Raw genomic sequence first — 24,766 nt, 5'->3', positions numbered from 1 at the left:
GCACCGCCATCGTGAGCCGCTCGCCGACTTCTGTCGAACAGATGTTTCCGCGCTGAGCTATCGGAAAATCAGAGGTGAGGTGCCTGGGCCTGTACGCGCGTCCACACCCAGGCGCAGACGTCGAGCAGCGCGAGCGAGAGCAGCCAGCTGCCGAGGACGTCGAGGGGCCAGTGGTAGCCCTGGCGGATCAGGCCGAGGCCCACCGCGAGGTTCAGCGCGGCGCAGGCGACGAGGGCCGCGCGGCGGAAGCGGGCCGGCAGGTGGGGGCGCAGGAGCAGGACGCACAGGCCGTAGGCGACCGCCGCCGTCGCCGCGTGCCCCGAGGGGTAGAAGCCGGTCTCGGGGGACATCGGGGGCGGTCCGGGGCGGGCGATCAGGGACTGGAGCGGGGCGACGAGCGCCGGGATCAGGGCCATGGCCGGGACGGCGATCGCGGCGGGGCGCCACCTGCGGGCGCGCCAGGTGGCGTACGCGAGGGCCGCCGCCAGGATCGGCAGGGCGACCGGGAGATTGCCCAGGTCGGCGAAGAACTCGGCGGGGCCGGCCGGGATCGCGGACGCGGTGCGCAGTGCGTCGCCGAGGCGCTCGTCGGGGCCGAGGAGCGGGCCGGAGGCCGCCACCTGCCAGGTGAGCGCGGCGAAGAGGAGGGCCCAGAGGGCGGGCCGCAGAAGGGGGAGAAAAATGGTCGGCCGGCCCGGAACAGGGGGGGTGGTTCCGGGCCGGCCGAACTGACCGGCGTGCCGCGCGCCCCGGGGGGTTTGGGGCGGGCGACCGTCCGATCGGTGAGGAGTTCCGGAGCCGGAGGCTCCGGGTGTGTGCGCGAGGGCACGACCAGGGCGGGGCTGGGGAGGCTCCGACCCGGCATCACCCACAGTCCCCCGTGGGCGAGGTGTTTCTCTCATCTGCAGAAACCGTACGTCAGGGGGTGAGGGGACGACAGACGGTTGGCCAACCCCCCTTCGGCCCCCCACACCTTCTTCACACGGCCCGACCGTTACCGCAGGTCACGGAACGGTCATCCGTGACGACGGCGCCGGCCGGGCCGTGCGAGAGCTGTGATCAGAGCGCCGCGAAGGCGCTCTCGATGACGTCGAGACCCTCGTTGAGCAGGTCCTGACCGATGACGAGCGGCGGCAGGAAGCGCAGCACGTTGCCGTAGGTGCCACAGGTGAGGACGAGGACGCCCTCCGCGTGGCAGGCCTTGGCGAGCGCGGCGGCGGCCTCGGGGTGCGGCTCCTTGGTGGCCGGGTCCTTCACGAGCTCGATGGCGATCATCGCGCCACGGCCGCGGATGTCGCCGATGACGGCGAACTTCTCCTGCATCGCCGTGAGGCGCGCCTTCATCGTGGCCTCGATCTCCTTCGCCTTGGCGTTGAGGTCGAGCTCCTTCATCGTCTCGATGGCGCCGAGCGCACCGGCGCAGGCCACCGGGTTGCCGCCGTAGGTGCCGCCGAGGCCGCCCGCGTGCGCGGCGTCCATGATCTCGGCGCGGCCCGTCACGGCGGCGAGCGGCAGACCGCCCGCGATGCCCTTGGCGGTCGTGATCAGGTCCGGGACGATGCCCTCGTCCTCGCACGCGAACCACTGACCGGTGCGGCAGAAGCCGGACTGGATCTCGTCCGCGACGAACACGATGCCGTTGTCGTTGGCGAACTTCACGATCTCCGGCAGGAAGCCCTTGGCCGGCTCGATGAAGCCGCCCTCGCCGAGGACCGGCTCGATGACGATCGCGGCGACGTTCTCGGCGCCGATCTGCTTGGTGATGTTGTCGATCGCCTGGGCGGCGGCCTCCGGGCCGGCGTTCTCGGCGCCGGTCGGCCAGCGGTAGCCGTAGGCGACCGGGACGCGGTAGACCTCGGGGGCGAACGGGCCGAAGCCGTGCTTGTACGGCATGTTCTTCGCCGTCATGCCCATGGTGAGGTTGGTGCGGCCGTGGTAGCCGTGGTCGAAGACGACGACCGCGGTGCGCTTGGTGTACGCGCGGGCGATCTTGACGGCGTTCTCGACGGCCTCGGCGCCCGAGTTGAACAGCGCCGACTTCTTCGCGTGGTCACCCGGCGTGAGCTCGGCCAGCGCCTCGGCGACGGCCACGTAGCCCTCGTACGGCGTGACCATGAAACAGGTGTGGGTGAAGTCCTGGAGCTGCGCGGAGGCGCGGCGCACCACGGCCTCGGCGGAGGCGCCGACCGAGGTCACGGCGATGCCGGAGCCGAAGTCGATCAGACGGTTGCCGTCGACGTCCTCGATGATGCCGCGGTCCACGCGGGCGGTGAAGACCGGCAGCGTGGAGCCCACGCCCGCGGCGACGGCGGCGACGCGGCGCTGCTGCAGCTCCTGCGACTTCGGGCCGGGGATGGCGGTGACGACGCGGCGCTCCTGCGGGATGTCGCTCATGCGGGGCTCCTGGTTCAGGTGGGGCGGCTGGGCCGGGATCCGCGTGGGTCCGGTTTCGCCGGTTTCATCGGGGGTTCCTTCGCAGGTTAGGGCCGCCCCGGCGGGGTGGTCATGCTCCATCGGGGTGGGATTCGGCGGGGCTGTTGTCCGTGGTGGACACATGGGATTCCGGACGGGTCCGGCCGCGCACGCCGCGTAAGCGGTGAACTCCCCTGTCCCGCGCACTAGATTGGCGGCGACACGGTTACGGCGACCTGGCTGGTCAAGGGGCAGGGGTTCATGGAGAGCGACGGCACGTACGAGGCGAGCGGAACCCCCGGCGGCGCGCCGACCTCGCCCCCTCAGGGGCGTCCTCCATCGGTCCCGAGGCCGTCGACTCCACCGGTTCCGGGAAGCGCCCCGCCGGCTCCGCCCGCCGCTCCGCCGAAGCCCGCGCGGGCCCCCGGCGCGAGCGCTCTCGCCCAGTGGCTCGACGCCCCGCGGCCCCGCGCCGAGGCCGGCATCTGGCGCCTGCGGTACACGCCGCCTGTGGACCGTGCCTCCCGCATGCGGCCCGTGACGGTCCTGGGCATGGTCATTCCTCTGATCATCGGCCTGTTCCTGTGGAACCTGTGGAGCCGGGACCTTTTTCCCTACAAGAACGAGATCCTGCACCTCCTCACCCCGAGGGACTGGTGGTGGTACGGCTACACGAGCAGCCCCAAGAACTGGCAGGGCGTGGCGGCGCGGGGCGTGTACGACGGGCTGTTCTTCATCGGCCTGGTCTGCGCGATCGGATTCCTGGGCTCCTGGGGCAAGATCACCCGCCACTACCTCGGCCTGTTCCGCCGGCCCGTCCGCGCCGCCCTCGCCGCGGGCACGGCCCTGGCCGCCCTCGCCCTCGTCTGGCCCAGCGCCTTCGGTCTCGACTGGAACCCGCTGCCCGTCGTGGACACCGTGTTCGGACTGGTCGCCCTGATCACCGGTGGGTACGAGGCCTTCACCTCGCCCTTCCTCGTCTACGCCCTGTACGCGCTGATCACGGCCCTCGTCGTCTGGCCGTTCGCCCGCATCGGTGAATGGCGCGAACTGTGGCGCGACCTCCGCGCCAGGCCTGCGGCTCCCACCACACCGGCCGGGGCCGTCACCCCTCGCTCCCAGTGGCCGCAGCTGCGCGCGGCCGGTGAGCACCGGGCCGCCGACCGGCTCGCCGCCGAAGTGGCCGACGACCGGATGAACGAGGTCGACGTCGCCCGGGTGCGCCGCGCCTGGCAGCGCACCGACGAGGAGGCCGCACTCCGCAAGGCTCTCGTCCGGGATCTCCTGGAGAAGGGCGGCGCGACCCGGACGCATCCCTCCGGCCACCGTGACCTGCCCGGCCGCACGGCCACCCACGACCTGCTCCTCGGCCAGGTCCGCATCGGCCGCTACGTCGCCGCCGAGCGCACCCCGAAGCCCTTCCACGATGCCGGGTCCGCGCTCGACCCCGCCCTCCTGGGCACCTCGCTGCTCGCCGTCGGCCCTTCCGGCTCCGGCAAGACCCGTGGCCTCGTCGCCCCGGTCGTCGAGTCCCTCAACCTCCAGGCGCTCGCCGGCGGCTGCTCCGTGGTCACCGTCGCCGCGGCCTCGGCCCCGCTCGGCCCCGCCGAGGCGTACGACGTCGTGATCCGGCTCGGCGACCCCACCTCCCCGCACGACCTCGACCTGTACGCGGGGGCCGAGGACGCCGACCAGGCGGCTGCCGTGCTCGCCGAAGGACTCGTCGGCGACCTGGAGGGCGTCGAGACCGCCCGTGCCGCGACGGTGCTCGCCCAGCTCCTCGGCCCCTACCGGGCCGCGTACGGACGGTTCCCCACGGTGCCGGTGCTGCGCGAACTGCTGGAGGCCCGGCCCGAAGCCCTGCGGGAGCTGCTCGACCTGCTGCCCGAGGACACGGCCTCCGCCATGCGCCGCGAACTCGACTCGCGCATCCGCCAGATCGGCACGGCGACGGACCTGGGTCCGGCCCTGGCCGATCGGCTCGCCACGCTCGACCGGCCGGTGTTCGCGGACTTCTTCGGTGGTGGCGCGGACGGCGACCAGCGGACGTTCGCCCTGCGGGCCGTCGCGCTGCACCCGGTCCGGGTCCGGATCGCGCTCCCCGACGGCGCGCACGAGGAGGCGGCCCGGCTGCTCAACCGGCTCGTCCTCGCCCAGTTCCAGAGCGTCGCACGGGGCCGCGGCGAACGGTCGGACAGCGGGCACTTCGCCTGCCTGGTGCTCGACGACGCCGCGGGCGCCCTCACACCGGGCACCGTACGGGGCCTGCAGGGACTGCGGGGCAGTCAGGCGGGCGTCGTGCTCGCCCTGCGCACCCTCGCCGAGGTCCCGGAGCCGCTGCACGGGCCGCTGCTCGCGGGAGTCGGATGCCGGATGGCCTTCGCCGGCGTCTCCACCTGGGACGGCCGGGCCTTCGCCCAGGCCTGGGGCACCGAGCGCGTGGAGACCAAGGAGGTGGCCCACCACACCGTCTTCGCCGACCAGCCCATGACCCGGGCCTACCACCGGCTGCGCAAGCTGGTGACGGGCAAGGCCGTGACCACCGAGGCGGTCACGGTCCGCGAGGTGGAGCGCGAGCGCTGGTCCGCGTCCGAACTGGCCCAGGAGGTCCCGCCCGGCCACGCCGTCCTCTCCCTCACCACCGTCCGGGGCGACCACGCACCCCCGCTCCTGGTGGACCTGAGGGGCTGAGGAGGCACCACTCCGGCGCCAGGAGTACGTACGGTGAGGCAGAATCGGCTCAGGACGTTCATACGGAGCGGCCAAAAGCTTCACAGAACGCCCGCCGCAGAGCCACCCGTACGTACCGCACACCTGAAGGCCTCATGCCGCCCACGCTCGCCTCGCTCGTCCACCACTCGGCGCTCAAGCTCACCGTGCGCGCGGGCGAGGAACGCCTGGACACGCCCGTCCGCTGGGCCCACGTCAGCGAGCTCGCCGACCCCGTCCCCTACATGGAGGGCGGCGAGCTGCTGCTGATCACCGCCCTCAAGCTGGACGCCGAGGACCCCGAGGCGATGCGGCGGTACGTGAAGCGGCTCGTCGGCGCCGGCGTCGTCGGCCTCGGCTTCGCGGTCGGCGTCAACTACGACGACGTGCCGCAGGCCCTCGTCGACGCTGCCCAGAGCGAGGGCCTGCCCCTGCTCGCGGTCCCGCCGCGCACCCCGTTCATCGCCATCAGCAAGGCCGTCTCCGCGGCCATCGCCGCCGACCAGTACCGCGCCGTCACCTCCGGCTTCGCCGCCCAGCGCGAACTGACCAAGCAGGCCCTGAGCGAAGGCCCCGAGGGCCTCCTCTCCGTCCTCGCCGCCCAGGTCGACGGCTGGGCCGCCCTCTACGACGCGTCCGGCGCCGTCGTCGCCGCCGCGCCCGAATGGGCCGGCCGCCGCGCGGCCCGGCTCACCCCCGACGTGGAACGGCTGCGGGAGCGGCCCGCGCCCGCCAGCGCCGTCGTCGCGTCCGGCACCGACGACCGCATCGAACTGCACTCCATCGGCACCGGACGCGGACCGCGCGCCGCGCTCGCCGTCGGCACCGCCGCCACCCTCGGCACCGCCGAGCGCTACGCCCTGCACTCCGCGATCGCCCTCCTCACCCTCACCACCGAACGCTCCCGCGCCCTGCACGCCGCCGAGCAGCGCATCGGCTCCGCCGTGCTGCGGATGCTGCTCGCCGGCGAACCCGACCACGCGCGGGCCGTCGCCGGCGGCCTGTACGGGGCGCTGCTCGACGCGCCGTTCCGCATGGTGCTCGCCGAGGCCGTCGCGCCGCCGCCCACCGGGGTCGCGGCGAGCGGCGACACCCCGGCGGGCGCGGCCGTACTCCTCGCGGAAGCCGTCACCGGCGCGGGCGAGGACCCCCTCTCGGCGCTCGCCGACATCGTGGAGTCCGCCGCCGCGCGGGCCGGTGAGGCGGTGCTCGTCGTGCCCGACGGCGGACGGCTCGTGCTGCTCGCCGCCGACGGGGGCGCGGCGGTCGAGGCCTGTGTGCGGTACGCGGAGGCGCTGGAGGCGATGCGGGCCGAGGCCGTGCGCGCCGAGGGCGCGACGGGGGAGGAGCCCGTGATCGGCTTCTCCGCGCCGTCCGGTCCGATCGCCGCCGCCGGTGCCTTCAAGCAGGCCGAACAGGCGCTGTCCGTCGCGCGCCGGCGCGGTCGCATCCTCGTCGAGCACGAGGACGTCGTCGCCGGGTCCGTGCTGCCGCTCCTCGCGGACGACGCGGTGCTGGCGTTCGCGGACGGGCTCCTGCGGGCCCTGCGCGACCACGACGCGACGGGCCGCGGTGACCTCGTGGCCTCGCTGCGGGCCTGGCTGTCCCGGCACGGCCAGTGGGACGCGGCGGCCGCCGATCTGGGCGTCCACCGCCACACCCTGCGCTACCGCATGCGCCGCGTCGAGGAGATCCTCGGCCGCTCCCTCGACGACCCGGACGTCCGCATGGAACTCTGGCTCGCGCTGAAAGCGACGGGTTCGTAGGCCCCCTGCTTTCGTCGCCGGGTGCGGGTGCGTCGTGGCTGGTCGCGCAGTTCCCCGCGCCCCTGAAATGCAGACCCTTCGGGTCACATTTCCCCGACGGGTGAGCGCCCGATGGAGATCGCGCACGAAGTGCGCATCTCCAGGGGCGCGGGGAACTGCGCGAGAAGCCCCACCGGCCCGCAGCGGCCGACGCACGTCAGCCACCAACGGCGCGTTCGCCATTCCGTCGAACGAGAAAACCCGCACACTCCACCCCGGCCAACAAGATCCCGCCCGGCGGAGCCCTACCGTGGGCACATCACCCCCGTTCACGGAAAGGCCGGTACACGACCCATGACCGCCACCCACGCCTTCTGGCTCGCCGGCCGCCAGGCCACCGGCACCGAGACGTTCGACGTCACCAACTCCTACGACAACCGCGTCGTGGGCACCGTCTCCATCGCCACCGAGGCCCAGGTCGAGGAGGCCGTCGCCGCCGCCCACGCCGTCGTGGACGAGTTCGCCGCCACCCCGGCCCACGTCCGTGCCACCGCCCTGGACCACGTCGCGAAGCGCCTCGCCGAGCGCACGGAGGAGCTCGCCCAGCTGATCTCCGCCGAGAACGGCAAGCCGATCAAGTGGGCCCGCGGCGAGGTCGGCCGCGCCGTCTCCGTGTTCCGCTGGGCCGCCGAGGAGGCCCGCCGCTTCAACAGCGGCGAGGCCCAGCGCCTGGACACCGACGGTGGCGGCGTCGGCCGCCTCGCGCTCACCCGCCGCATCCCCAAGGGCGTCGTCCTGGGCATCGCGCCGTTCAACTTCCCGCTGAACCTGAGCGCCCACAAGGTCGCCCCGGCCATCGCCGTCGGCGCCCCCATCATCCTGAAGCCGGCCCCGTCCACCCCGATCTCCTCCCTCGTCCTGGGCGAGATCCTGGCCGAGACCGACCTGCCGGCCGGCTCCTGGTCCGTGCTGACCGTGCCGAACGACCGGATGCCCGCCCTCGTCCAGGACGAGCGCCTCCCGGTCATCTCCTTCACCGGCTCCGACAAGGTCGGCTTCGCCATCCAGGAGTCCGTGCCGCACAAGCACTGCACCCTGGAGCTCGGCGGCAACGCCGCGGCCGTCGTCCTCGGCGACTGGGCCTCCGAGGAGGACCTGGACTGGGCGGCGACCCGCATCGCCACCTTCTCCAACTACCAGGGCGGCCAGTCCTGCATCTCCGTGCAGCGCGTCATCGCCGACGCCACCGTGTACGACCGGCTGCTGCCGAAGATCGTCGCGGCCGTCGAGGCGCAGGTCACCGGTGACCCGGCCGACGACGCCACGGACGTCGGCCCGCTCGTCGACGAGAACGCCGCCAAGCGCGTCGAGTCCTGGGTCGACGAGGCCGTCGCGGCCGGCGCCAAGCTGCTCGCCGGCGGCAAGCGCGAGGGCGCCTCGTACGCCCCGACCGTCCTCACCGAGCTGCCCGAGGGCGTCACCCTGGCCCGCGCCGAGGTCTTCGGCCCGGTCCTCACGGTCGCCAAGGTCGACGGCGAGGCCGAGGCGTTCGCCGCGGTCAACGACTCGGACTTCGGCCTCCAGGCGGGTGTCTTCACCCACGACCTGCAGACCGCGTTCCGCGCCCACCGCGCCCTCGAGGTCGGCGGCGTGATCATCGGCGACGTCCCGTCCTACCGCGCCGACCAGATGCCGTACGGCGGCGCCAAGAAGTCCGGCGTCGGCCGCGAGGGCGTCAAGTACGCGATGGACGACTACACCTACGAGCGCGTCCTGGTCCTGACGGGCCTCGCCCTCTAGCAGCCCCTGAGCAACCCGTACGGGCGCCCGCCGACGCGCGCGCCCGTACGGACCGAGACCGACGGCCGGAGCCCACTGTGCGGGGGTTCGGGCCGTTTCGGCTTTTCTGGCGTTGACCTGCTAGAACGCCTCGATCTTGGCCGAGACCAGATGGGTGATGGGAACACCCTGGGAACACGTTGGGCTACTGTCCGCGCATGGCGAGCGTAGTTCCACGCAAGAACAAGGGCGGGGTCGTCACCAGCTATCAGGTGAAGTGGCGTGACCCGGGCGGTGCCGGCTGGCAGATCGAGCGCTTCGACGAGGAGGAAGCGGCGGAGATCTTCAGGGGAGCCGTCGAGGAGGCGGGGCACAACTGGCCCCCGGGCTGGGTCAAGGGCAAGGGGTACATCGACCCGGAGGAGGACGACGAGCAGCAGTACCGGTTTGAGAACTGGGCCCGCCGCTCGATCGGGAACCGTACCGCGGGGGACTACTACAAGCACCAGCGCATCCGGAACTTGGAAATGTACGTCTTCCCCACGTTCGGGAACTGCGATGTCCGGTCCGCCGAGCACTTCAGCAAGGCGACCATCGCGGCCTGGATCAACAAGATGCGCACGACCCAGGTCCGGCGGGGGAATCAGAAGAAGGCGAAGCCCAAGAACATGTCGCCGGAGACGCTGCGGGGCCTGCACGGTCTGCTGTCGTCGATCCTGAAGGAGGCTACGGTCACCGAGCCGCCCCTGCGGGACCGCAATCCGTGCGACCTGACCCGGCTCCCGAAGGACGACGACCACGGCCTCGACGACGACTCCAGCGACGACATGGAGTTCTTGACGCCCGCGGAGGTCGCCGGCCTGGTCGAGGCGTTCAACCGGCCCTCCGACCGAATGCTGATCCGGACCGCGTACGGCACTGGCCTTCGGTGGGGGGAGATCACGGCCCTCGCAACTCGGCACGTGCGCGTCTCCGCGCGGGGCAGCCACGAGATTCGCGTCGCGCGCGCCTGGAAGCGGCGGACCGCCTCGTCGTTCTACCTCGGACCACCGAAGACCCGCGCTGGCCGCCGCAACGTCGAGATCACGGCCGGGCTGTGGCAGGAGTTGCAGGACTTCGGGCTCGCCGAACAGAGCAAGGACGCCCTCGTGTTCCCGGGCATCGCCGGCGGGCAGCTCAAGTACTCGTCGTTCTGGGAGCGTTGGAACCGCGCGGTGAAGAAGGCAAAGGCGTGCGGAGTCCTGCCCGACTGGAAGTTCCCCACCTTCCACGACCTCCGGCACTCGCACGTTGCGGCCCTACTGTCCGACGGGCACAGCCTGACCTACGTGCAGCGGCGGCTGGGCCACGAGTCGATCAAGACCACGTCGGACCGCTACGGCCACCTCTTGGAGTCGGCCCACACGGCCGCCCTGGAGACTCTAGAGCGGGTCATGGGGACCTCGCAGGACTCCCGAACGCCCACGGCCGCAACGGGCCTTGCCGCCGCGGTGTACGTGGCCACGCTCGGCCAGTACGCGGTCGCGTTCGACTCCGAAGACGCTGCAGAGTCCGTCGCGGAGCGCTGGGCCCGCGAACGTGGCGGCTCCGTCAGGGTCGAGAAGGCCAACGAGGCCGTGGCTGCGGGGAAGCCGACCGGGACGGTGAGGCGAGGCTGGGTCTGGGAAGCGGGACCAGTGACCTACGCCCCGGACGGTGCCGAGATCGTCGTGGATCCCGCCGCGGTGGAGGTCCGTGGTGTGTGGCGCTGGAGCTTCGAGGACTCCTACACGGACGAACCTGCGCTTCAGGAGATCGACGGCGCCGGCCGGGAATCCCTGACCACGCTCCGGGTGTACGGGACGGACGAGCAGGTCGTCCGCGATCTGTTCGCTGAGGCCAGGACACAAATGCTCGCGAGCTCCTCGACCAGGTCCCAGAGCGGAGGGAAGAGGCAACTGGAAGCCGCCCCCTGATTCCTGGTGGTGCAGGGGTTCGTTGAGGGCCCCGACGTGACGAAGGCCCCGACACTGTCGGGGCCCTTCTTCGTGCGGCGGGCTAGGCGGGGTCGCCCAGCCCTTCGGAGCGGGAGTGCTCCGGCTCCTCGTCCGCGTGCTGGATGCGGGCGCGGAGGCGGGCAACCGAGGGGACATCGGCCTTGTGGTGGGCGACGCTGGGCGGCGGAATGACCGTGGGGCGCGGCGTGGGTGAAGGCGGGTGGGACCGGTGAGTGAAACGCGAGGCCCGCTCCTGCATGCACTGCTGCACCAACTGGTTGTGCTCTGCCGCGAGTTCGTCGTAGTCAACCTGTATGGCGGCGCGTGCCTCCTGCTCGCGGGCGAGTTGGTCGAGGGTCTGGTGCAGCTGGTTCGCCAGGTCGCCCATGGTGCGGTTCTGGTACCCGCGCTGCTCTCTCAGCGCCTCCTCGCGGCGGTCCATCTGAGCGCTGCGCGCATCCAGGCCCCTGCTGCGTTCCTCCAGCCAGTCGCGGCGCTTGTCGAACTCCTCGCTGAAGATGCGGCGGTGCTCGGTGAGTGCCGCAACGTCACGGCGGGTTCGCTCCTCGTGTGAGGCGAACCAGCGGTGTACACATCCGAGGACGATCGCCGCGATGGCGAAGACGGGCAGCATGCGGAGTGCAGAGTGGAAGGCGACGCCGCCGACGCCCTTCGGGGTGAACTCGCCGTAGTGGGCGAGTGTCAGGGCTATACCGGTGGTCAGTCCGCATAGGACGGCGGCGCTCGTTCGTTTCGGCAACAGGTTCCCCCTAGGTACCGCGCTGCGTGCCCCCCGCGGCCGCAGACTTGTTCAGTTCGTGTTGCAGCCGCACCGCCTGCTCCAGGCCGGACACGGCCATCTGGCGAATGACTGGGTCCGTGACGCCCACTGCGTCTACTGCTTCCTCTGGGGAGAGCGGTGACTGTGTGGTGACTGAGCGTACATCCGGAATGACGTCTTTCGGCCAGGCTTCCGCCGAAATGATGCCTGCGGCAACGAGTAGCTCGCGCACGTCGACGCTGAGCGCCTTGGCGATGACCTCGAACTGATGGGGCATCGGCAGGGTCTTGCCGGCGAGCATCCGGCCCACCGAGGACGGGCTCATATTGATGGCTCGGGCGAGTCTGACTCGCCCTCCGCCCTGTGGCGATAGGTCGTAGCCCGCCGAGATTGCGAGCTCACTGACGAGGGCACCGAAGGCCTCCGCCGGTGATCCATGGGTGGTGTCTGTGCTCCGCATCCCACGAAGGTAGCGCGCACGCAAGCCAGCGACCAGGGCTTGCATGCATGCATAAATGCAGGTTGAGGCACTTCTAGCGGATATCTCCCTGTCAGCGGGGTGGTGCGCCGGGGCACATCACAGAAAAAACACAACAACGACACGCCGCGACATTGCGCGTTCGAGCTTGCATGCGTGCACGCGAGGCGTCTATGTTGTGCACGCATGCAAGGCTTGCATGCGTGCAAGACTCCATTTCAGGGAGTGATTGTGTCTAGGCATCACCTCCATGCGGACACCGTCCGCTCCGCGGCCCAGCGGGCAGGAGACACCACCGACGGCGCCATCGCCCGTCGCGTCGGGCTCTGCCAGTCGACGGTGTCGCGACTCCTGACGGGGCAGACGTCGCCGTCCGTGGCGGCCCTCTGTGCCTTCCGTGCCGCGTACGGCGTCACGCTCGACGCCCTCGTCCCGGCCGCCTCCGTGCCGATTCAGGCTGGAGCCGCGACCGGCGGAGCGAGCGCATGAGCCGGGCCTACTGCCGGTGCACCGTCGTGCAGAACTACAGCTACGACGAGGCCGCGGCCAAGCTCCGCTGCAAGCGCCGCTTCCTGGAGGACCGCATCAAGGGCCTCCCGCACCAGAAGTTGGGCGAGTCCGTCGCCTTCTGCGACTGCGAACTCGCGCTCATCCAGCGCATGTTCACGGTTCTCCCCGGCGCTATTGAAGCGCTCGTCACGCCCCCTCAGAAGCAGACCGGACCCGCGCCCATGACGCTCCGGTCGATCCGGCCCAGTGCGGGCCGGGCAAACGCCGCCGCCCTGTGACGGCTGCGGGGCCGCCGGACCATGCCGGGTCCAACAGCCCCGCTCACCAGGCGATTCACCTCATCCAGAGCCAAGTGAGGTTCACACCTTGAACGCAAACCTTATCGCCGTGGCGCTCCCCGCCATCGCGCTCCTGCTCCTGATGGCGGTTCTTGTCCGCCGCGCGGCGCAGGACGCGCCCCAGGAGCCGCACGACCCGAAGACGTGCCCCCACTGCACCTTCATGAGGCACCCCGCCCAGCGGCAGACTCGCATGGCGCTCGCCGCGCTCATGCCGATGCAGAGCAACGGCGGTGACCGCTGATGGGTACCTCGATCCACCGCGCCAAGACCGACCACGCCACCGTGGCCGCCAACGCCCGCCAGGAGCGGGGCCGCTGGCTCCTCGCCGGCGTGTACCCGGGCAGTGCGAGCGCCCAGGCCATCGTCCGCAACATCCAGGCCGGCGAGGGCGTACCCGCATACCCGGCGGGAGAGTTCGAGGCGTACCGGGCGCGGCACGACGACGGCGCCGCGGTCTGGGTCCGCTACGTCGCCGGGGGCACCCCCGTGCCCGCGCTGCCCGACACGATGGCCGTCCGCGTCAGCGATCGGGGCAGCGGCACCGCCTACGTCGGCCTGTGCATCGTGACCGTCACGATCTCGACGCGCTGCCCCCGGTGCGGCGGCCCGCGCGGCTTCGACACGGTCCGCCCGTACCGGTTCCACGAGGACGGCGACTGGTACGTCGTCGACTGCTGGACGAACGCGTGCGGACACACGGACTACTACGAGAACGTCCTGCGCGAGGCCCGGTCGACGCACATCCCGCCCGAGCCCCTGTCCGCCCAGGCCGCCGCGGGTGGTGCCCGGTGACGCAGCAGATCGTGCCGCCGCCTATCCCTGACGTCGCCTGGATGCGCGTCGCCGCGTCCGAGGACCCCGACCGGTTCCGCGCGGCCCTGGCCGACGCCACACAGGACATCTGCCTCGGCGTCGACCTCGCCAACTGCCGTGGCGGGCTTGAGGACCCGGTCCGCTTCGCGGCGGAGATCGAGGCCCTCGCCGGGGTCCGGCGCCTCCGCGAAGAGGCCCGCCTCCACCTCGCCGGCTGCCCCTGCGACGCCTGCCGCCTCCACCACCACCTCACCAGCCTGCGGACGCAGAAGAACGGGAGCCCTGCATGAGCACGATGTCCGACGCGCTGCTCGACGCCTCCGCCGAGAGCACGCCCCTGGTCGACGCCCCCACGGCGCGGCTGCTGCTCCCCGCCGACGCGTCCCGCGACGAGTGGCTGGAGGTCCGCCGCGGCGGCATCGGCGGTTCCGACGTCGCGGGAATCCTCGGCCTGGCCGGGAAGTACACCGGCCCGCGCCACGTCTTCGAGGAGAAGCACGGCCGCCCGACGTTCGAGGGCAACGAGGCCGCCGAGATCGGCTCGGAGATCGAGCCGTTCCTCGCTCACCTCTTCACGAAGCGCTCTGGCGTCCCGACCGCCGAGGCTCCGGGCACGCTCGTGCACGTCGAGCGGCCGTGGATGCGGGTCAACGTGGACCGGCTCACCTTCGAGCGGCCCGGTCCCGCCTCGGGTGTGCTGGAGCTCAAGAGTCGTAGCGAGTACCAGGCGGACCAGTGGGAGGAGGGGGCTGTTCCCGACGCCCCCGCGATCCAGTGTCACTGGGGCATGGCGGTCGGCGGTTGGGACCACGGCTTCGTGGCTGCGCTCGTTGGCGGCAACAAGTTCCGCTGGGTCCGGCTTGAGCGGGACGAGGAGATGATCGAGTACCTCGTCGACTACTGCGGGAAGTGGTACGAGCGGCACATCGTCGAGGGCTTCGAGCCCCCGGCTGACGGCCTGGAGGCCACGTCGGACCTGCTGGCCAAGCTGTGGTCGGTCAAGGCCGAGACGATCGCCGAGATCGACGTCGCGAAGGCCAAGGAGCTGCGGGCTCGGCACGCGGAGATCAAGGCCCGCGAGAAGGCCCTCGCTGAGGAGCTGCGGCTCGTCGAGAACGAGATGAAGCTCCTCACCGGCGAGAACGAGATCGCCAAGTCCGGCGGCAAGCCGGCCTGGACGTGGAAGGGCAACGGCACCTTCGCGCCGAAGCAGTTCGCCAAGGCGCACCCCGACCTGGCGAAGAAGTACACGCACATGGTGCCCGCCCTCGACATGGACCGGCTCAAGGCCGAGGACCCCGCGGTCTACGCGAAGTTCCGCGCCCGCAAGTTCCACGTCCCCGCGAAGGGAATCTGACCATGGCTCTGTCCACGCTCAAGGACCGCGTGCGCGCGGCCACCACTCCGGCGCCCGAACAGCCGACCGTCGCGGGCACGGTGGCGCGAGCCGCCGACTCCCCGAACCACTCGCTGCCGGACGCCCTCCACACCTCGGCGCAGGCCGAGGGCGACAACATGGCCGACATCGCGCTCGGCTGGCTGGAGCGGTACAGCGAGGAGTTCACGAAGGCCCTGCCGTCGCACATCGACAGCACCGCGTTCCTCACCGCCGTGCGGGCCGCCCTGCCCGGCCTGATCCGCTGCACCCCGGCGTCCCTGCTCCAGTCGCTGCTGACCTGCGCCAGGTTCGGTCTCGTGCCGGACGGCCGCCACGCGGTCATCCGGCGCGAGGGCAGGACCGCCGTGTTCGTGCCGATGGCCCAGGGCTACGTCGAGCTGATGTACCGGTCCGGCCGCGTCGGCTCGGTCCACGTCGGGATGGTCCACGAGGGCGACGAGTGGAACTACGAGCCCACCGCCCCGGCCCCGCTCGACTTCACGCACAAGCCCGCGCTCACGAAGCCGAAGGCCGAGCGCGGGGAGCCGATCCTCGCCTACGCCTTCGCGTGGATGGAGTCGGGCGCCCGCTCGCAGGTCGTCGTGCTGACCCGCGAGGACGCCGAGGACATCCGCGACGAGTACAGCCAGGCGTACCAGCGGGCCAAGGCGGCCGGCCGGACCGACTCGTTCTGGCACACGGACTTTGACGCGATGTGGCGGAAGAGCGCGCTGCGGCGGCTGCACAAGGTCGTCCCGATGTCGGCCGAGCTGGTCGCGTTGCTGAAGGCCGACGAGGCCGGTGACGCGGGTCAGGTGCAGGTCGTGCACGCGCCGTCCGAGGACGCGCAGCTCGTCGCCGACGCCGAGTGGGCGCACGAGGCGGCGGAGGGCTCGCAGGAGCCCCGTACGACGGCCACGGCGCGGCTGCCCCGTAAGCGGGTGCAGCCCAAGCGGGACAGCCGGAAGGCCCGCCGCGGGAAGGGGCGCCGCCGGTGACCTGGCACCGTCGCCCGCTCGCCGGGTTCGACCTGGAGAGCACGGGCATCGACCCCGGCGAGGACCGGATCGTCACGGCCGCCGTCGTCCGCTACGGCGGCGGCCAGCCCACCGAGACCCGCACCTGGGTCTCGGACGTCGACGGCGTGGAGATCCCCGCCGCCGCGACCGACGTGCACGGCTACACGACGTGGGCGGCCCGCGAGCAGGGCCGCCCCGCGGGGGCCGTGGTCGGCGAGATCGTGGCTGCGCTCGCCGAGCTGGCCGACGAGGGCCTTCCCCTCGTCGTGATGAATGCGACGTACGACCTGACGATGCTGGAGGCCGAGGCCGCCCGGCACGGTGTGGCGTCGCTGTTCGCCCAGGTCTCGCCGCTGGTGCTGGACCCGCGCGTGCTGGACAAGCACGTCGACCGGTACCGGCGCGGCGGCCGCCGCCTGGAGGACCTGTGCGGCCACTACGTGGTGCCGCTCACCGCCGCGCACGACTGCGCGGCGGACGCGGTCGCCGCGTGCGGCGTCACCTGGAAGATCGCGAACCGGCACCGCTGGCTGACGCAGTTGTCGCTCCCGGAGCTGCACGAGCAGCAGACGTACTGGGCGGCGGAGCAGCAGGCCGGGCTGCGCGACTACTTCGCGCGTACGCCCGGCAAGGAGCACCAGGCGCTGACCGTGCGCACCGAGTGGCCGGTCATCCCTCGCCAGGCCCAGTCGGGGGCCGCCTCGTGAGCGGCCTGCTCGCCGCTGTCGTCCGGGCCATCGGGCCCGGGCGGCAGCCCGCCCCCGAAGACCCCGGCTTCCCCTCCCACGTCGACGCCGACGGCCTGTTCAACGGCAGCGACTTCGACTCCCTCGACTACGACCTTTGCCCGCGCGAGCAGCGCGTGCGCCCCCACGCGGTGAGCGTGGACGGCGACCGACGCTGCTGGGAGTGCGGGCACGAAACGGCAGGCGAATGATGACCACCGAGACGTTCGGTCCGGAGTACGTCCGGCCCAAGCAGCAGGACTGTCCGAACTGCCATTGCTGCACTGTCGACCTGTGCCGACGCGGGCGGAACAGCCCGATGGAGTGCACCGGGCTCACGCCGGCCGAGCACAAGCACACCGTCCGGGGCTGCCCCTGCTCGGCGCCGACGACGAGGCACACGCTGTCGTGGCGGATCGCGCAGATCCGGGTGACGCGGCTGGCCCGTGAGGCGCCCGTCGACGGCGACGCGGAGCAGCTGCTGCAGACGCTCGCCGACGGCCAGCAGGCGCCCGACGACGAGGTCCTCGTGCCGCAGCTGAGGGTGCGCGGCCTGGTGCAGACGATCAACCTGGCCCCGGCCATCACCGAGCTGGGCCGCACGTACCTGCGGGCGCGCGCTGACGTGCGGGCCCCGGCGGTGCTCCGGGTCCTCGAGGTCGACGCGGCGGCGCGGACGGCGCAGGTGAGTGTTCCGGCGTGGCGGAAGGGCGAGCCGGTCACCGTGCCGCTGGACCAGATCGGCAACGACACGGGCCTGCGGGCGGCGGAGCTGCCGGGCCGGTGGCTCCAGGCCGAGGCCAACTGCCGTGCGGTCGAGGCCGATCACCTCGTCCTTACGCACTTCGGCGACGCTCCCCGCCCGCCGGCCGAGTGGGCCGGTGGTGAGTCGTGACCGCTCTCGCTGTCGTCGCCGCGCTCGTGTGGCTGGCCGGTATCCCGGTCGTGGCCGCCGGAATCCCGCGCCTGGTCGTCAGGGACGGCCAGTTGTCGGCACTGTTCGCGGCGCGCCCCGTGGGGCTGAGCATGTTCGCCTCGGTGATCTGCGTGTTCTGGCCGGTCGCCGTGGCTACCGGCCGGCTCATCCGTATCGCGGAGCGGGGGCGGCGATGACCGAGCCGACCCTGTTCGACGTGTCTCCGGCGGGCCCGTGCCCGCCGGAGGTTCCGCCCGTGACCTTGTCCGGGCCGCTGCTGACCGTGACGGTGTACGGGCTTCCGGCGCCGCAGGGCAGCAAACGCCATGTCGGCAAGGGCCGGATGGTGGAGTCGTCCATCCACGTCAAGCCGTGGCGTGAGGCCGTGGTGTGGGCGATGAGGCAGGAGCTTGCCCGGCATCGCGGCTGGCAGCCGCTCGTCGGCGCCCTGGAGGCGTCGATGGTGTTCTCCTTCAACCGGCCGAAGGGGCACTACGGGACGGGCCGGAATGCGGGCGTGCTCAAGGAGTCCGCGCCGCAACGGCCCGCCGTGGCGCCCGACTTGTCGAAGCTGGCCCGCTCGACCGAGGACGCGATCACGACGGCGGGCGGCTACCACGACGACGCGCTGATCGTCGGCTACCGGCGTCTGGAGAAGCGGTACGTCACCGATCACGGCCAGGTCGCCGACGTCCTCGAGGTGCAGGGTGCCGTGATCCGCCTGTTCCGCGCGGACCCGGTGGGCGGTGCCCTGTGAACCGGCAGGACGCTGTGAATCCGCAGGACGTCGCGGCGGCGCTCGACGAGGCCGCCGCGTGGATCCTCGCCGGTCCGAAGGCCCGCACGACCGTCGCGGACTCCTGGCGCCGCGAGTTCAATGTGCGGACCGTCGCCGTCGAGGGCGGCCACCTGCACTGGACGGGGGCGACCAGCCAGACCGGTACGCCGATCTTGTCGCTGCGGTCGCGGGTCGATACGGCGTACCGGCTGGCGTTCCGCTGGCACAACGGGCGCGAGCCGGACGGCTACGTGCGGCCGGCGTGCGGCTTCTCGGGCTGTGTGGAGGGCTCGCATCTGCGGGACCGCACGCTGCGCAGCCAGCACGGGGGCGACGCATGACGCTCGTCGGCGCTACGTGGCGCGGCGGCATCGACCTCATCGCGGTCGAGCGGGCCATGGATCTGCGGTGGCCGTGCCCTGCCCTGAGCGACGAAGAGGCCCGGTACGCGTGCCGGGCGATGACTGCTGCGCAGGTGTCCGCGCGGCTGATCGCGCGGCGCCTCGGAGTGACCGAGCGGACCGTCGTGCGGTGGCGCGGAGAGGACGGCGGGCCGTGATCGTCATCGAGGCGTGCGTCGCGTACTGGGCTGCCGTGCACTCGGCCGTGGCATCCGCCGACACCTGGGGGCCCGTCGCCCTGACCCTCTTCGCCGTCGGTATGGCGGTGCGCCGTTCTGGCCGTCGCAGGCGCCGCCGGACCGTGTCCGGACACCGTCCGGACACCGACCCCGACATACCGCTCCGGACCCCAGCCTCACGGGTTTGACCTGCGCGGACACGCGACCGGACACGTCCGGGGCGGGTGTCCGCGCAGCCGGACACAGCACCACGAGCAAGGAGCACGTCATGCCGCGACCCAGCCGCTACGCACCCGACACCCTGCCCCGCCCGCACCACTGGAGCGACGACGCCGCCTGTCGCGGCCAGGACGTCGAGCTGTTCTACCCGACCGGCAAGGGCGGCGTGCCGCTCCTCGCCGACGTCGAGTACGCCAAGGAGTTCTGCGTCCGCTGCCCCGTCCGCGTCGAGTGCCTGACGCACGCCCTCACGCTTCCCGAGCACTACGGCGTGTGGGGCGGCCTGAGCGAGAGCGAGCGGACCGAGTTGCAGCGCGAGGCCCGCCGGGAGGCCGAGCGGCGTCGGCGGCGCGAGAAGAAGCGGGCGCCCAAGGAGCAGGAGAACGCCGATGTCACCGCGGCCGCGTAGGGCAGGTGCGGCGTGCTGAGTCCCGGCCTGCTGGCCCACCTCGTCCGTGAGGCAACCGATGCCATGGTCACCGGCGACCACCACGACGCCGACGAGGCCGTGCACCGCATCAATCAGCGCGGCGACGTCCTCGACGTCCTCGCCGCGGCCCGCGTGTTCGCCGGCGCGGCGGTGCTCGCGCTGACCCGCCTGTTCGGCGCCCCGGATCCGGCTGCCGGAGAGATGTGGGTCCTCGACGAGCTCGGCGACGCCGCCGACGACCCGCACCGGCTGTTCGCGGTCCGCCTGGTGACCGCGCACGCCAACCGCGACAGCGACACCGTCACGGCCCTGGTCGCCGCAGCAGACCGGGCCGGGCCCGTCTCACGGCGCCACTCCCTGCGGGCCCTGCTCGCCTACGCGGCCGAGCTCGACGCCCGAGCCACCCAGACCACCCCCACCGAAGGGACCCCCGATGACCACTGAGGAGAAGGCGCCCGGCACACGGCGCGGCGCCCGGCACGAGAAGCAGTACCGCACGCTGCGCGGCGACGAGCGCACCACGATGATCGAGCGGCTCGCCGACCAGTACGAGGGCGGCGCCTCGATCCGCGCCCTCGTCGCCGAGCACGGCCTGTCGTACGGGCTGACCCGGAACCTGCTGCTGGAGGGCAAGGTCGTGCTTCGGGGCCGCGCGCGCGGGACGAAGACGTCGTGAAGCGCCCCGGCCCGCTGTGGCCCTTCGCCCTCGGCACGGTCGCCGTCTTCCTGCTCTTCCTCGCCTTCGGCTGCACCGGCCCCAGAGGCGACAGCGACGACGGATGGTGGTGCGCGCTCCCGGCCGGCCCCCAGGTCCCGGTCACGAGCAAGCCGAACCCGCCCCGCCCGGCGCCGCAGGCCACGTCTCCAGGCCTCCGGAAGGACCCGCCGGGGCCCCGGTCGACGAGTCGGCCGCCCCGCTCCGGCGTCCACGTCGACACCGACCTGTGCGACTGACCCTCACCAGCCGTGCCGCCAACCGCAGTTGCGGGGCGGCACGGCGCACCCCGTTCACGACACGGAGAAAGGACCGACCGATGGCCGTGGCTCTGCGGTGCCCCGACTGCGGCGGCGCGGTGCTCTGGACCCTCACCGAAGCAGGGAAGCGACTCCTCGTCGACGCCCACCCGCACCCCGACGGCAACACGGCCATCTACCGGGACGGCACCGGCCGCTACCGCTCACGGCGCCCCAGCGCGGAACTTCCCGTCATGGGCTGGGAACGCCTCCACAAGCCGCACGTCGCGACCTGCACGCCCCGCACCGGCCCCGCGGACCGCGTAGCCGCGCGGCCAGCCGAACTGCCCGCAGGGGTTGCCGACATGGACGCGTACCGGCACAAGGCCCGGAGGCGGTCATGACGCGGGTGAGCGGGCATGGCGAAGGGGCCGCCCTGATGGGGGAGCGGCCTGTGGTGAACCGAGCGTCAGGAAGCCGGCTGCTCGTCGAGGGCCTTCACGGCGCGCTCGTAGAACTCGTGCGACACGAGCACAGCCTGCGGCTTGTCGCGCCGCGTCAGGACCACCCGCTGCCCCAGCAGGCGGACCTTGGCGATGACCTCGGTCAGGTTCGCGCGGGCGTCCGAAACGCCCATCTGCACTTCCTGCGACTGACTCATACGGGAAGCGTACATGACGCCCAGACGAGCATTCATGTCCGTCCTAAAGTTCAATGCGTCGGGTTGTACAATTCGAGCATGATCAACGACCTCCCCTTGGGGGTGCTCGGGCCTGCCCAGAAAGTGGCGGCAGAGGGGGCCCGGCGCACGGACTACGGGCACCAGAGGCCCTCCGACGGGCAATGCACGCACGCGGTGACCTACAACCTGACCTGCGACGAGTACGAGGCGATGCGGGACCGGGCGGACGACCGGTGCGAGATCTGCCAGCGCCTCGGCCGCGAGACGCCGCGCGGGGAGCTGGTCATCGACCACTTCCAGGGCAAGGGGCTGTTCTTCGTCCGAGGGCTCCTCTGCGACAAGTGCAACGCGCTGATGCAGCGTCACGACGGCATGGCTCAGTGGGGGCCCGCCACGCGTCCCTTCGCCGCCAAGGCGCGGGCGTACCACCTCGCTGCCTTCGCCGAGCCCAGCGACGAGGTGATGGAGCGGGCCGACGAGGAGATCCGCGCCCGCGAGAGGTACCTCCGCGCGGCGCGCCCGCCGCCGCCCGCCCCGGAACCTCCCCGGCTGGACGACTTGCTCGGCCCGGCCTCGGCCTGACCCCCAACCACCCGACAGCACAACCGAGAAGAGACACCATGAGGAAGCGGAGCGGTCGCCCGCCCCGGTTCGCGCAGGTGCCCAACGAGTCCGTCGACGACTCCCCGAATCTGGATCTGACGGCGCTTGGGCTCCTGACGGCCCTGCTGCGCCACAAGGACGGCTGGGATATCACCCTCGCCGCCGTCGGTGCGAAGTACGGGCACGGTGAGGACGCCATGGCGCATGCCATGGGCGCCCTCCAGGTGGCCCGGTACGTCGTCAAGGTACGCATCCAGGGCGCTGGCAGTCGCTGGCGCACGGAGGTAGCCGTCTACGCCCCGCCGGCCACCGACGCCGAAGTGGAGCAGCTGCTCGCGGACATCCGGGAGGAAGACCCGGATGCGCGGCGGGTCGAGGTCATCCCGCCTACGGCCACTGCGATCAAGCGCGCCCAGGCGCGCCGGGAGAAGCTGGCCAAGAAGGCCGCCGTGCGCGCCGTGAAGTCGTCGGTAAGTGCGGCCCAGGGCGGCCCTGTTGAAGCGGCACCGGCTCCTGGAATTCCCGGAGCCGGAGACCAGGGTTCCACCGACTCGGGGTTTGACCGGGACTCGGTGGAACCCCGAGTCTCTAAGAAGACGGTAGAAACCCCAGAAGACGAGACAACCGCCGCTGTGGCTGACGCCGTAGGCCAAGGTGCAGGTGGTTTCGCGTCTGCGGGCGAGCGTGACGGTGCGGCTGAGGAAATCGGCGAGGACGGGGGCGGCTGCGCCGCGTCCGAACCGAAGCTCCCTGTCCAGCGCAAGACGTCCTCGAGGCCCGCGCCGGCGAGGACCAGGCCCCGCATGGAGTCGCCTGGCTTCGATCTGGTGCGGGCGGCGATCCCGGCCGCCGTGGCTCGCCCCGGAACGAAGCTGTTCGTCGGGCTGCACCGGGCGATCAACGAGCTGCTGGACGGCAACGTGGCGGCCGGGATTCCGCGCAGGACGCCGGAGCAGGTGATCGCCCGGATGAACCGGCGCTGGTTCGGTGAGAACGCCGAGGAGCGCTCGGCGCGCGGCTATCGCGGCTGCGACCGGTGCACGGGGGCGGGGTGCCCGGCTCCGCGCCGCAGCCCCGAGAACCCGGACGGCTGTGACCGGATCCGGAACCGGAACTCGTGGCTGGAGGCTGCGATCCTCGCCCAGGACTGCCCTGACTCTGGGTGCGAGGACGGGCAGATCATCGGCGGCGGCGCCTGCCGGGCCTGCCAGGAGCGGCACGCGGAACGCCTTGAGGCCGCCCGTGCGGCCGAGGGGATCCGGAAGCGTCTGGAAGCCGAGAGCGCCGCCCACGCGGCTGCTCACGGCGCCGTCGACGCCTGGAGCCGGGACGAGGCCGCCGAGGAGGACCGGCTCCGCGCCGAGCTGTCCCGCGCCGGTGTGTTCGGCGACCTCCTGGAGCACCGGCTTGCCCAGCACATGAGCGGCTGGCGCGCACACCACCCGAAGCCCTCCCGACAGGGAGCCCCACGAAGGCCGGTGACTGCCGGATGAACCCCGACCTGCTGCCCGCGATCGGCCAAGCCCTCCGCGCCATCTGCGAGTTCAGCAACCGCGCCGACATCACTGACGCGACGCTCGCTGACCTCGCCGACGACCTCGACCGCACCCGCCGCCTGGTCGCCCAGGCGCAGGGCAAGCGGCAGGCCGGGAACCAGTGCGCGAAGCACCCCGGCGGGCCGATCGACCCGACGGCCGACAACTCGTGCCTGCTGTGCGGCACCGCAGCCCGACGGCCGGCCCGGCCCGTGCCCGACGGGGTGCAGCACGGCGAAGTGCTGCACGCCATCGAGGAGCAAGGCACCGACGCCGCGACCGCCCGGTACGGGCCGCAGGCCGTCGCCCGCGCCCTCGCGAGCGTCCGGCACACCTCGAACCCGCGGCCCGGCTTCCCCGCCGGGCCGGCCCCGAGCAGCACAGAAAGGCACGACCGGCCGTGACCTCCGACGCCCAGCCGATCCTCGACGCCGTCACCTACGGCACCCTCGGCCGCAGGGAAACCGCCCTCACGATGCTCCAGCCGTACGTCGACGGCGGACGCGGCAGCACCTTCGGCATGCTGTGCGTCCTCGCCGAGGCCGCCCGCGAGCAGAACACCGACCCCGACCACCCCGTCACGATCCACGTCCAGGGCCCGGGCGGGCAGCCGGCGAGCATCGACGACATGCCGCCGCCGCTCCGCTTCGCGGTCCGCTTCGTCGCCGCCTGCGCGAACAACGACTTCGACATGGCCGTCGCCTTGTTCGACGCGTTCGCCGCAGGCGCCGACACGAGCGGCACACCGGACCTCGCACACGGCATCACCGCCGTCTTCGACATGGCCGTCGCCGCCCGCGCCGCTCGCCAGGCGGCCGACACGAGCGCGGCCCGCGCCGACCTCGGCCGCCTCCTGGACGTCGAGAGCGACACCGACCGCGACGAGTCCCCGTTCGGCTGGTCCGAGCTACCGCCGCCCGCACACGAGGGCGAGGCTCTGCCGTGACCGCCACCGCCGCGGCCGCCGTACGCCGCGCCCTCGAAGCCCTCCCCGCCACCTGCCGCTATCACGGCGACAACACCGAGCCGCACCCGAACTCCTGGGGGCGGGAAGCCTGCTGCGACACCGGCATCCCCGCCCGCCGACGACGCGTCGCCGAGGAAGCCCTCCGCTCCCTGGAGGGCCCGCCGGACACCGGCTGGCTCACCCCGCAGGAGCTCGCCGCCGAGGAGTGGCTCACCCCCCAGCAGGTCGCCGACGAGACCGGCCACAGCGTCAAGACCCTCAAGAACCAGCGGTCGCTCGGGGCCGGCCTCCCGTACCGGAAGCTGCCCTCCGGCGCGATCCGCTACCGGCGCTGGGACGTCGAGCTGTACCTGGCCGTGCGGTCCCGCCCGCCGCGCGCGCGTGGAAACGGCCCCTCCTGAACGCTCTACCATCCCCCGGCACCGCACGAGGCGAG

33 protein-coding genes are annotated in these 24,766 nt (G+C 72.3%); 28 read left to right on the top strand and 5 right to left on the bottom strand.

Features of this window, described 5'->3' with window-relative positions:
• Window positions 1-68: 68 nt before the first annotated feature.
• On the bottom strand, window positions 69-620 hold the full coding sequence (locus ACZ4E1_RS18180; RefSeq protein ID WP_467540255.1) for a phosphatase PAP2 family protein: 552 nt from the start codon (window positions 618-620) through the stop codon (window positions 69-71).
• Window positions 621-1,059: 439 nt separating this feature from the next.
• Window positions 1,060-2,394, bottom strand: a complete 1,335-nt coding sequence (gene gabT, locus ACZ4E1_RS18175) for a 4-aminobutyrate--2-oxoglutarate transaminase (RefSeq protein WP_467540253.1) — start codon at window positions 2,392-2,394, stop codon at window positions 1,060-1,062.
• A 279-nt stretch (window positions 2,395-2,673) separates the two neighbouring features.
• On the opposite strand from gabT, the gene ACZ4E1_RS18170 reads away from it, so the two are divergent.
• The 4 genes from ACZ4E1_RS18170 (at window position 2,674) to ACZ4E1_RS18155 (ending at window position 10,600) form a co-directional block, all read left to right on the top strand.
• Window positions 2,674-5,103, top strand: coding sequence for a type IV secretory system conjugative DNA transfer family protein (locus ACZ4E1_RS18170; RefSeq protein WP_467540251.1), 2,430 nt, complete (start codon window positions 2,674-2,676; stop codon window positions 5,101-5,103).
• A 134-nt stretch (window positions 5,104-5,237) separates the two neighbouring features.
• Complete coding sequence (locus tag ACZ4E1_RS18165; RefSeq protein WP_467540249.1) at window positions 5,238-6,887, top strand: PucR family transcriptional regulator; 1,650 nt, start codon at window positions 5,238-5,240, stop codon at window positions 6,885-6,887.
• A gap of 333 nt (window positions 6,888-7,220) precedes the next feature.
• Window positions 7,221-8,666, top strand: coding sequence for an aldehyde dehydrogenase family protein (locus ACZ4E1_RS18160; RefSeq protein WP_467540247.1), 1,446 nt, complete (start codon window positions 7,221-7,223; stop codon window positions 8,664-8,666).
• A gap of 197 nt (window positions 8,667-8,863) precedes the next feature.
• Window positions 8,864-10,600: a tyrosine-type recombinase/integrase gene (locus ACZ4E1_RS18155; RefSeq protein WP_467540245.1), complete on the top strand. Its 1,737-nt coding sequence runs from the start codon at window positions 8,864-8,866 to the stop codon at window positions 10,598-10,600.
• A gap of 82 nt (window positions 10,601-10,682) precedes the next feature.
• On the opposite strand, the gene ACZ4E1_RS18150 is transcribed toward ACZ4E1_RS18155, so the two are convergent.
• Both ACZ4E1_RS18150 and ACZ4E1_RS18145 read right to left on the bottom strand, forming a co-directional pair.
• Complete coding sequence (locus tag ACZ4E1_RS18150) at window positions 10,683-11,381, bottom strand: hypothetical protein (protein ID WP_467540243.1); 699 nt, start codon at window positions 11,379-11,381, stop codon at window positions 10,683-10,685.
• 10 nt (window positions 11,382-11,391) lie between these two features.
• The gene (locus tag ACZ4E1_RS18145; RefSeq protein ID WP_467540241.1) at window positions 11,392-11,862 is read right to left on the bottom strand and encodes a helix-turn-helix domain-containing protein; all 471 of its coding nucleotides are present in this window, start codon (window positions 11,860-11,862) and stop codon (window positions 11,392-11,394) included.
• A gap of 249 nt (window positions 11,863-12,111) precedes the next feature.
• Here ACZ4E1_RS18145 and ACZ4E1_RS18140 point away from each other — a divergent pair, with 249 nt between their 5' ends.
• The 19 genes from ACZ4E1_RS18140 to ACZ4E1_RS18050 all read left to right on the top strand — a co-directional run bounded on the left by ACZ4E1_RS18140 (window position 12,112) and on the right by ACZ4E1_RS18050 (window position 20,947).
• Window positions 12,112-12,369 (top strand): helix-turn-helix domain-containing protein, encoded by a 258-nt coding sequence (locus tag ACZ4E1_RS18140; protein WP_467540239.1) that lies wholly within the window; start codon window positions 12,112-12,114, stop codon window positions 12,367-12,369.
• Window positions 12,366-12,668 carry a hypothetical protein gene (locus ACZ4E1_RS18135; RefSeq protein WP_467540237.1) on the top strand — a complete coding sequence of 101 codons (303 nt, stop codon included), beginning with the start codon at window positions 12,366-12,368 and terminating at the stop codon, window positions 12,666-12,668. Before ACZ4E1_RS18140 ends, ACZ4E1_RS18135 begins: the two co-directional genes overlap by 4 nt.
• Before the next feature lie 88 nt (window positions 12,669-12,756).
• The gene (locus ACZ4E1_RS18130; protein WP_467540235.1) at window positions 12,757-12,972 is read left to right on the top strand and encodes a hypothetical protein; all 216 of its coding nucleotides are present in this window, start codon (window positions 12,757-12,759) and stop codon (window positions 12,970-12,972) included.
• A complete protein-coding gene (locus ACZ4E1_RS18125; RefSeq protein WP_467540233.1) occupies window positions 12,972-13,523 on the top strand; it encodes a hypothetical protein in 552 nt (183 codons plus the stop codon). Before ACZ4E1_RS18130 ends, ACZ4E1_RS18125 begins: the two co-directional genes overlap by 1 nt.
• Window positions 13,520-13,834 carry a hypothetical protein gene (locus tag ACZ4E1_RS18120; protein WP_467540230.1) on the top strand — a complete coding sequence of 105 codons (315 nt, stop codon included), beginning with the start codon at window positions 13,520-13,522 and terminating at the stop codon, window positions 13,832-13,834. Before ACZ4E1_RS18125 ends, ACZ4E1_RS18120 begins: the two co-directional genes overlap by 4 nt.
• Window positions 13,831-14,901 carry a YqaJ viral recombinase family nuclease gene (locus ACZ4E1_RS18115; protein WP_467540228.1) on the top strand — a complete coding sequence of 357 codons (1,071 nt, stop codon included), beginning with the start codon at window positions 13,831-13,833 and terminating at the stop codon, window positions 14,899-14,901. Before ACZ4E1_RS18120 ends, ACZ4E1_RS18115 begins: the two co-directional genes overlap by 4 nt.
• A gap of 2 nt (window positions 14,902-14,903) precedes the next feature.
• Window positions 14,904-15,920, top strand: a complete 1,017-nt coding sequence (locus ACZ4E1_RS18110) for a recombinase RecT (protein ID WP_467540226.1) — start codon at window positions 14,904-14,906, stop codon at window positions 15,918-15,920.
• Window positions 15,917-16,648, top strand: a complete 732-nt coding sequence (locus ACZ4E1_RS18105) for an exonuclease domain-containing protein (protein WP_467540224.1) — start codon at window positions 15,917-15,919, stop codon at window positions 16,646-16,648. Before ACZ4E1_RS18110 ends, ACZ4E1_RS18105 begins: the two co-directional genes overlap by 4 nt.
• Window positions 16,645-16,878 (top strand): hypothetical protein, encoded by a 234-nt coding sequence (locus tag ACZ4E1_RS18100; protein WP_467540222.1) that lies wholly within the window; start codon window positions 16,645-16,647, stop codon window positions 16,876-16,878. Before ACZ4E1_RS18105 ends, ACZ4E1_RS18100 begins: the two co-directional genes overlap by 4 nt.
• The gene (locus ACZ4E1_RS18095; protein WP_467540220.1) at window positions 16,878-17,561 is read left to right on the top strand and encodes a hypothetical protein; all 684 of its coding nucleotides are present in this window, start codon (window positions 16,878-16,880) and stop codon (window positions 17,559-17,561) included. Before ACZ4E1_RS18100 ends, ACZ4E1_RS18095 begins: the two co-directional genes overlap by 1 nt.
• Entirely contained in the window at window positions 17,558-17,779 is a 222-nt protein-coding gene (locus tag ACZ4E1_RS18090) for a hypothetical protein (RefSeq protein WP_467540218.1), read from the top strand. Before ACZ4E1_RS18095 ends, ACZ4E1_RS18090 begins: the two co-directional genes overlap by 4 nt.
• Window positions 17,776-18,339, top strand: coding sequence for a RusA family crossover junction endodeoxyribonuclease (locus ACZ4E1_RS18085; protein ID WP_467540216.1), 564 nt, complete (start codon window positions 17,776-17,778; stop codon window positions 18,337-18,339). Before ACZ4E1_RS18090 ends, ACZ4E1_RS18085 begins: the two co-directional genes overlap by 4 nt.
• 14 nt (window positions 18,340-18,353) lie before the next feature.
• A complete protein-coding gene (locus ACZ4E1_RS18080; RefSeq protein WP_467540214.1) occupies window positions 18,354-18,701 on the top strand; it encodes a hypothetical protein in 348 nt (115 codons plus the stop codon).
• Window positions 18,698-18,919 (top strand): hypothetical protein, encoded by a 222-nt coding sequence (locus ACZ4E1_RS18075; RefSeq protein ID WP_467540212.1) that lies wholly within the window; start codon window positions 18,698-18,700, stop codon window positions 18,917-18,919. Before ACZ4E1_RS18080 ends, ACZ4E1_RS18075 begins: the two co-directional genes overlap by 4 nt.
• Before the next feature lie 289 nt (window positions 18,920-19,208).
• Window positions 19,209-19,568, top strand: coding sequence for a WhiB family transcriptional regulator (locus ACZ4E1_RS18070; RefSeq protein ID WP_467540210.1), 360 nt, complete (start codon window positions 19,209-19,211; stop codon window positions 19,566-19,568).
• Window positions 19,569-19,580: 12 nt separating this feature from the next.
• Window positions 19,581-20,033 (top strand): hypothetical protein, encoded by a 453-nt coding sequence (locus tag ACZ4E1_RS18065; protein WP_467540208.1) that lies wholly within the window; start codon window positions 19,581-19,583, stop codon window positions 20,031-20,033.
• Window positions 20,023-20,265 (top strand): helix-turn-helix domain-containing protein, encoded by a 243-nt coding sequence (locus ACZ4E1_RS18060; protein WP_467540206.1) that lies wholly within the window; start codon window positions 20,023-20,025, stop codon window positions 20,263-20,265. The genes ACZ4E1_RS18065 and ACZ4E1_RS18060 overlap by 11 nt, the downstream gene beginning before the upstream one ends.
• Window positions 20,262-20,543 carry a hypothetical protein gene (locus ACZ4E1_RS18055; protein ID WP_467540204.1) on the top strand — a complete coding sequence of 94 codons (282 nt, stop codon included), beginning with the start codon at window positions 20,262-20,264 and terminating at the stop codon, window positions 20,541-20,543. Before ACZ4E1_RS18060 ends, ACZ4E1_RS18055 begins: the two co-directional genes overlap by 4 nt.
• Window positions 20,544-20,623: 80 nt before the next feature.
• Window positions 20,624-20,947, top strand: coding sequence for a hypothetical protein (locus ACZ4E1_RS18050; protein ID WP_467540202.1), 324 nt, complete (start codon window positions 20,624-20,626; stop codon window positions 20,945-20,947).
• A gap of 65 nt (window positions 20,948-21,012) precedes the next feature.
• On the opposite strand, the gene ACZ4E1_RS18045 is transcribed toward ACZ4E1_RS18050, so the two are convergent.
• The gene (locus ACZ4E1_RS18045) at window positions 21,013-21,204 is read right to left on the bottom strand and encodes a type II toxin-antitoxin system prevent-host-death family antitoxin (RefSeq protein ID WP_467540200.1); all 192 of its coding nucleotides are present in this window, start codon (window positions 21,202-21,204) and stop codon (window positions 21,013-21,015) included.
• Window positions 21,205-21,282: 78 nt separating this feature from the next.
• Here ACZ4E1_RS18045 and ACZ4E1_RS18040 point away from each other — a divergent pair, with 78 nt between their 5' ends.
• From ACZ4E1_RS18040 to ACZ4E1_RS18020, 5 genes are all read left to right on the top strand, one after another.
• Complete coding sequence (locus tag ACZ4E1_RS18040; protein WP_467540198.1) at window positions 21,283-21,807, top strand: endonuclease domain-containing protein; 525 nt, start codon at window positions 21,283-21,285, stop codon at window positions 21,805-21,807.
• A 77-nt stretch (window positions 21,808-21,884) separates the two neighbouring features.
• Window positions 21,885-23,321, top strand: a complete 1,437-nt coding sequence (locus ACZ4E1_RS18035) for a hypothetical protein (RefSeq protein ID WP_467540196.1) — start codon at window positions 21,885-21,887, stop codon at window positions 23,319-23,321.
• On the top strand, window positions 23,318-23,767 hold the full coding sequence (locus ACZ4E1_RS18030) for a hypothetical protein (protein WP_467540195.1): 450 nt from the start codon (window positions 23,318-23,320) through the stop codon (window positions 23,765-23,767). Before ACZ4E1_RS18035 ends, ACZ4E1_RS18030 begins: the two co-directional genes overlap by 4 nt.
• The gene (locus ACZ4E1_RS18025) at window positions 23,764-24,309 is read left to right on the top strand and encodes a hypothetical protein (RefSeq protein WP_467540193.1); all 546 of its coding nucleotides are present in this window, start codon (window positions 23,764-23,766) and stop codon (window positions 24,307-24,309) included. Before ACZ4E1_RS18030 ends, ACZ4E1_RS18025 begins: the two co-directional genes overlap by 4 nt.
• Window positions 24,306-24,731, top strand: a complete 426-nt coding sequence (locus ACZ4E1_RS18020) for a helix-turn-helix transcriptional regulator (RefSeq protein ID WP_467540191.1) — start codon at window positions 24,306-24,308, stop codon at window positions 24,729-24,731. Before ACZ4E1_RS18025 ends, ACZ4E1_RS18020 begins: the two co-directional genes overlap by 4 nt.
• Window positions 24,732-24,766: the final 35 nt, after the last annotated feature.

The organism is Streptomyces sp. NPDC025806 (assembly GCF_055558275.1).
This window is presented reverse-complemented; position numbering and strand designations above follow the sequence as displayed.